Source organism: Dorea hominis (assembly GCF_014287705.1).
In the GTDB taxonomy this organism is placed as follows: domain Bacteria; phylum Bacillota; class Clostridia; order Lachnospirales; family Lachnospiraceae; genus Dorea_D; species Dorea_D hominis.
Genome location: NZ_JACOOY010000008.1, coordinates 144,444 through 151,463 on the forward strand (window position 1 = coordinate 144,444; position 7,020 = coordinate 151,463).

Annotated in this window: 7 protein-coding genes; 1 reads left to right on the top strand and 6 read right to left on the bottom strand. The window is 34.5% G+C overall.

Going from position 1 to position 7,020, the window contains the following annotated elements; genetic code table 11:
* Positions 1-50 precede the first annotated feature (50 nt).
* Positions 51-296: a DUF6870 family protein gene (locus H8S07_RS08155; protein WP_118251799.1), complete on the bottom strand. Its 246-nt coding sequence runs from the start codon at positions 294-296 to the stop codon at positions 51-53.
* Between the two features lie 643 nt (positions 297-939).
* Between H8S07_RS08155 and H8S07_RS08160 the strand changes: the two genes are divergently transcribed.
* The gene (locus H8S07_RS08160; RefSeq protein WP_118251804.1) at positions 940-1,500 is read left to right on the top strand and encodes a helix-turn-helix domain-containing protein; all 561 of its coding nucleotides are present in this window, start codon (positions 940-942) and stop codon (positions 1,498-1,500) included.
* An 88-nt stretch (positions 1,501-1,588) separates the two neighbouring features.
* Here the strand turns inward: H8S07_RS08160 and H8S07_RS08165 are convergent, their stop codons facing one another.
* The 5 genes from H8S07_RS08165 to H8S07_RS08175 form a co-directional block, all read right to left on the bottom strand.
* The gene (locus tag H8S07_RS08165; RefSeq protein WP_186855825.1) at positions 1,589-3,334 is read right to left on the bottom strand and encodes a UvrD-helicase domain-containing protein; all 1,746 of its coding nucleotides are present in this window, start codon (positions 3,332-3,334) and stop codon (positions 1,589-1,591) included.
* A gap of 15 nt (positions 3,335-3,349) precedes the next feature.
* Entirely contained in the window at positions 3,350-3,991 is a 642-nt protein-coding gene (locus H8S07_RS14440) for an ATP-dependent endonuclease (protein ID WP_243175991.1), read from the bottom strand.
* 37 nt (positions 3,992-4,028) lie between these two features.
* Positions 4,029-4,907: an ATP-dependent nuclease gene (locus H8S07_RS14445; protein ID WP_243175992.1), complete on the bottom strand. Its 879-nt coding sequence runs from the start codon at positions 4,905-4,907 to the stop codon at positions 4,029-4,031.
* A 6-nt stretch (positions 4,908-4,913) separates the two neighbouring features.
* Positions 4,914-5,330: an AAA family ATPase gene (locus tag H8S07_RS14450; RefSeq protein WP_243175993.1), complete on the bottom strand. Its 417-nt coding sequence runs from the start codon at positions 5,328-5,330 to the stop codon at positions 4,914-4,916.
* 171 nt (positions 5,331-5,501) lie between these two features.
* Positions 5,502-7,020: type ISP restriction/modification enzyme (locus tag H8S07_RS08175; RefSeq protein ID WP_186855826.1), on the bottom strand; the 1,519-nt coding region annotated here is incomplete at its 5' end.

The window sequence follows — 7,020 nt, forward strand, 5'->3', positions numbered from 1 at the left end:
ATTTTCCCTGACCTCACATTAACATAACATCTGTACCTTTGCAAGACATTTTAATACATCAGCTCCGTCCTTTTTCTCAGATAATCACTGATCGCATCTGTAGCATCCATTTCTCCTGTCATCTCCACGACCACCACATACCCTTCATTCAAGTGAGCATACGGCTGATCGCCGGATTTATCCAGAAAAGTTTCCACTTTTTCAGAAATAGCTTTATCCATATCAGGAATTAAATCTTCAATGTCCTTTAACTGCTCCAGATCAACACTGGAATCTATTACTGACTGATTCCCCATGATGCTCACCTCTTTTCCAACATATTCTTTGTATCAGTTGTCCTATACCTGCAATTTTCTCAACCGCATCACCTTACCTTTCGCATTTGTTCTCAAAATTTATCTATGACTATGGCATTGCGTATTCTGTTCGGCGTGTTGGCTTCCATTCGTATAACCTGTTGTCAGCGTTACATCTAACCTCTATCAGAGTATTTCTGAATACTGGCAGCTTCTTCGCAAACTTACCAGTCGTTTCCGGAGTATCTTCGACGCTCGCCTGTAAAATCATTTACAGGGTTATGGCATCTGTGGAATCAGATTATACAGCTCATGTAATTTTCAAGGTACAAAAGAGATTTTTTGAATGCCCTTTCACTTATTACAGCCTAGAAACACCAAAATGTTGTTCTATTCAAAAAAATCCTCTCACTAATAAAGCCTGACAGAAGGATTTTACCAACCTCATTTTGCAATAATTTGCAAAATGTATTTATCCTCATCTGTACATTCGCTTTCATGCGAACCTTTATCGTACTGTCATTTTAATTCGCATTCATGCGAATGTCAAGTGTTTTATTCGCTTCAATGCGAATCTTTCTGTTTACATTCCATGTTTTTGGTAGTAAAATAGATTTATCAAAAAGAAAGTTGGAAATCTGATATGACAATCGGTGATAAAATAAAAAAAATCCGGACATTCCGGAATATGACACAGGCAGAACTTGGTGCTGCCCTCGGTTGGGGCGATAAAGGGGCAAACCGCCTTGCCCAGTACGAAACGAATTACAGGGTTCCCCGTAAGGATCTGGTAACAGAAATGGCTAAGATTCTGGACGTAAATCCACTGGCACTGCATGAGCCTACTACTATGGATGCTTCTGAACTTATGGAAATCCTGTTCTGGATTGATGAATTTAACCCGGCAGCTATCAATCTCTTTCAGTTAGAAACCTATCCGGGTGAAAAATGCAATTCTAATGAGGATACCGCTGTCCGTTATCACGATTCTGATAACTGGCCTGCTCATCCACCTGTTGGTATGTGGTTCAATTATGGGCTTCTCAATGATTTTATGAAAGAATGGATTCTCAGAAAAGAAGAATTGAAATCCGGTAAGATTACCAGAGATGAATATTTTGAGTGGAAAATCAACTGGCCACAGACCTGTGACGGGTGCGGAAAAGTTGAACCCAAGAGACAATGGCGAACATGTTCGTATTAACCCAAATCGGCTCATAATCCTCTACTTTATGTAGTGACTATGAGCCTTATTCATTTAATTTCTTCGACCTTTTAATATTGCACAATGTTTACTCTTCATCCATTTTAATATATTGGCTATAGGTATAATAATTTTCTGTTCCAACAAGTTCCATTAAAAATTCTTTAAAAGTCTGATCTATAGGAATCGTCACAAAGAAAAATAACCGTTTTCTTGGCCTTGAACAACAAACATAAAACAAATTACGATTTCGTTCAAAAGAAATCTGCTTTCCACTCGGAATGGAAGCCTTTCCAGTTATCATAGGTGCATATGTTTCAAACTGGTACATATTCCAGCCCCTACTAATGACAAAAATAACATTGTCATATTCTTCTCCTTTGACTCCATGTTCTGTGGAAAATAACGCTTCAGGATATAAAAATTCTATTGCTGAAATGAATTGCGTATAATCCAACTCCAAAAATGCTTGAATTGACGTATTCGATGAATATATTGTTCCCGGTGCATTATGATACAAATGATACCATCCATCCAATTTAGGTGGAAAAGGAATTAATTTTGTTTCATTTATAACCTCAATAACATCAATTGCTCTTTTCTCTCTTGCTTCTCGTAATTTCTCTTGAAAAATTTTCCACTTCTCTTTCTCCGATTTTTTAGTAATAGGATATCTCTTAATTCCTAGAGTATCAAAAAGCAACTGCATATTTAACGTTTCTAATGCATGGTAGATTGGTTCAACGGTATCCATAAAAAACAAAAGAAAGGGATCTTCCTTGTCACGTAAACCATCGTTAATGATACTTAAAAGTCGTTCATATCCCTGTTGTGCAGCCAATACTTTATGTGTAATCATTAAAATTTTTAATGTATCAGTATCCGCTGTATTTTGTTTTATTTCTTCGGAGATTTTATTTAAACGTATTTTTAACTCTTCTGGAGGCAATTCGCCTTGAAAATTACGATCAGTACGACGTTCTCCATCATAATCCTCACATGTGATTACAACTACTTCCCCTTGAAAGTTATCTATTGCAGATGTTTGTGGCAAATCTGGCCGTATATCATTCAGAAGTTGAACAATTCTTGGCGAAGATCTAAAATTTGCACCTTTTTTTATCACTTCCAAATTTTTATGTTCTATAATCCCACAAGCTTTATTTGACTGATAAATTGTTTGCCACGCATCTCCAAAAAAAGCAAATTGTGGAGATTTCTTTTCTGCAATAAAATATTTAACAAAGCGTTCGATGAGTGGTTTATAGGAGTCTTGATATTCATCAATCAAAATCAAAGGATATTTATCAGAAAATACACGTCGAAATTTTGCATTATCCAAGAGTTTGCAAAACAGCTTAAGAACATCATCATGATAAAGGTACTGAACTCCATTTTCCTTATACCGGTGCCCTAAAGTATATGTAACTTCATTAATCTTAAAAAAATCACCTTCATCTGCTAAAAAATCAGGTTCTGTTGTTACAACATCCACAAGATAACTTTGATATTGTTTGATTGCATTCCAAGCAAACGAATGAATTGTAGATGGAATAATAAATGAATCTTTTGATAATCTTTCTGTGATTACCTCTACAGCAGCGTTCGTATATGTAATACAAGCTACATTTTGCTTTTTTCGGCTATATTTAAACCACATATTTTCTTGTATCCATTCAATGACTCTATTAAGCGAATAAGTCTTTCCCGAACCAGCACCTGCTTCAACTCGAAAACTATGCCCCTCTCGTAATGCTTCAATAATTTGCTCGTCTACTTTATCAGCCTCAGCTTTTGCTAATTCATAATTTGCACCATGATAATTTTCACACATACTCCATCATCCTTTTTATTCAAGTACCTTTTGGTTATTAAGCCATATTAATCCAGATTTAATGTATTCCGGAATGTTATAATCAGTACACTCATAAATGAGTTTAAGTGCAAAATCTGTTTTACATTTTCCAGAGAACTCAAGATCACCTTCAGTCGGGCTATCACTTAATCCATAATGTGAACGATTGACATTCCGAATAGCTTCTTCTAAAGAATGTCCACATAATTCATTCTCTTTTGTTTGGAATTCAATATGACATTTTCCTCTGGTTTTATCGTCAGAAGACATTGATATTATATCTGCCAAATTAATTTTGGTTTTATCATCATGTGACAACCCTTTATTCTTTCGAATCCACCATTTTAAAGTTTCGTTAGATGTCGTTTCACCACACGAAACCGGAACAGATCTATAATATATTTGTCCATTTTTACCTTCTTGCCCCAATACAGAATCTACATCCGTAAGTATAAGACACGGAATACCTAAAAACTCAATAAATGGAATAAACTTATAAGCATACGCACCACCGATTTCAATTAAAGTATAATATTGAGCTGGTAATTTATATTTCTGTGAACTAAAATCTCCTGACTTATCGCACTTATCTATCATATCAGGTATTAATAACCGTTCTGTTGCTCCTTCAACCAAAATTGCTTTATCCGCAAAAAACAAAAGAAGGCGTTATTTATAGAAATTTAAATTCATTTGCACAGGAGAATCCAGATAATAGTGATTTTATTAGGAAATATCTTACATTAACCAAATGTGATTTGTTTTTTGCGGATAAAGCAATTTTGGTTGAAGGAGCAACATGAGCAGAATGTGAAGTTAAAAGAGTCTGAATTCCTACAGAAGTAATTTTTCCAAGGAACGCTTCTAAATATTCCGCAAAAGCATGTTGCATCTGTGGATGCATATGAGATTCCGGTTCCTCAATAAAAAGTAATGGTATACAAGCATTTCCGCACTTTTCTATCTTCTTCGCAAATGCCGCAAGAAGAAACTCCATTTTAATTAGATTTTTATATCCCAATCCATTATATGCACTAGGAAGACATTCATTACTTGTACCTGCGGTGTATGAAAGCTGGGTTTGATTTTTTATCTGATCATCAATACTTAATTGAGTAGTAACTCCTAGTTGAAGTTCTTCTCCATTTGGATACCCAAACCCAACTGAATCATTTACAAGTGAACTTAAAATGCTATCACTTTGTTTCTGAACATTTTTATTTGCGTTCTCTACAATAGCACGCAACTCCTTGACTTTTTCTGCAACATTTGGATCCAGTTCTTCTTCATTCATTTCAAAAAATTCTGAAATAAGCGAAGAAAGAGAACTATTCTGTGTTCCGTCCTCTCCAAGGAGACGTTCTGCCGGAATAATATGAAATGGGAAAAGTTCTTCCAATTCTTTATGTTTCTTTATCTGTGTTTCCTTTGGATTTTTAGGATTCACTGCATAAATTACTAATTCAAAAAGTTTTGAAAAATTAGTACTGATAACATCCCGGGCCTCATCTGATGGTGCAAAAACACCATTTTGGTAATAGCTTTCTTCCAAAGTTTTTCATAACACTTTTTCATCTGGCTTTAAGCGAAATTCCACACGAATTAATGCAGTGGTAGTATCTATATCCACATCTATAATAAAAGGCGACAGTGCCCCTAAATTATCCTCTGAATCTTCTAAAGAATAATCTACAAGGAACTCTATAGATATTGGTTCTAATTGCTCGCATAACGATTCAAAAGAAATTTCTTTTGACATAAATGAAGCTATTATTTCATACAATGTTTTTCTTTTAACCAACGGATAGTCATCAAAGGAAAATGGACGTCCATTCAATACATTTTCTATACATGCCAAACATGATGTCTTAGCTGTATTATTTCGACCAACAATTAACGTAGTCTTAGCATCAACTTCTAATTCAGCATCTATAAGCAATCTGTAGTTTTTAATTTTTATTTTCGATATATACATATTTACATCCTTTCCAATGATACACACCGAATTAATTTGTGTACTATCTTTATCTTAAAATACTTTTTTATCAGAAGTATCCTGCCTCATATTTTTTTAATAACTTTCCCTCATAATATGTGGAAAATCACAAAAGAACATATTTCCATTGTGACTTTCCAGTATTACAGATCAATTTTGATATTCAATCAACTTCACTTCTCCAGCTAGAACCAGAGCAATCTCCTCATCCAATTTTTTGACCATTTTCTCATGAGTTGCAATTGTATTAAGGAAATTTAAAAGTTTCTTCATATCCTCCCGATTAAATTCACAATGAGTAAAATCATAAGAATTAAATTTTAACCATACTGACTTTATAACATCATATCCTGATATATTTAACCTCTGTAATGATAAGGGACATTTAATTCTTATTGTTTCTTTCCCATCCGTGAGCAATAATTGTTCATTTTCGGCATCAAATGGATGTGCAACATTCTTTAATTCAAATCCCACCGGCACTTCTTCCATAATTTGGTCATAATCATAGTTCAAAATATTCTCCGGAACATAGTCTACTTTTTCTAATTCGGCAATTTTTTCTCCAATTCGAGCAATTTTAAGAAAAATATCCTTATCAGCTACAACAGGGACTCTTGCTCGCTTATCTGACTGATTTACAGTAAAAAGTGCCCCTTCAAATTCATCGAGATAAACTTGCGAACATAATACTGCGTAGATATAAAACACCAGATCTCTAGCACTTTCATGCTCATTCTTTCCAAGCATCATCATAACCCTATGAAGAATATCAGCAGATATATTGGATAACATTTTTCCACTTTTTTTATCTGGATATTGATTCACATAAATGTGAGAGTTGCCACGCGTACACATATCATTATCTGGATAATACCAACAAAATGAAACAAACTGTGACAATGTAGGATTCAAATCTTTGGGAGCATGTGCCATAGCAAATCCAATTGTATCTTTATGATTATATGCACTTATTATTTCCGGTCTAAGACGTGTTCCTCCACCTCCGATATGGCTATATTTAACCAATAATTCTTTCCATAACAACACATTAGATGTAAAAAATGGCCGGAATGAATATGGCTTTATATTATCAGCAAGAGTCTGATCCATCACACTTCTGTTCTCGCATTCATTCAATGCATTTTCAAATGCCATTATTTTTTCAATTTTAGGTGGTTTATCCTGCTTTGCAAACCATGCACTTGCCTCTGTTGCTCCATTTATAGCTATATCGCGACTCCGTCTTTTTAACATAGGAGCCTTAACATGCGTAAACATTGCGGTTGGTGCAAGCTTTATTCCAGAACAGTGATTAATAAAAATTGCTGCTTGTTTTTTTTCTCCACTAACAGGCCAAAATTTTTTATACATTTCCGTATTAAATGGCTTTGCTGGAGAAAATGCGAATGTATCATTAGCAATATCATATGTGTCAAATCTCGATACAATTTTCTCAATACTCTCATTTAATAATTGTTCTTTATTTATTCGCATGCAATGTGAATAATCGCAATAATGAAGCTTTGTTATTGATGTATCATCTCCATATTTTCTCGTCAAAACAATAACTGCACGCCCTTGAAGTGTGTGAAATAAACTATCACTTCTGGCTCCTGTTCTTGCATCTGCATCTACAGATACAATCCATACATCAGAAAATATTTGT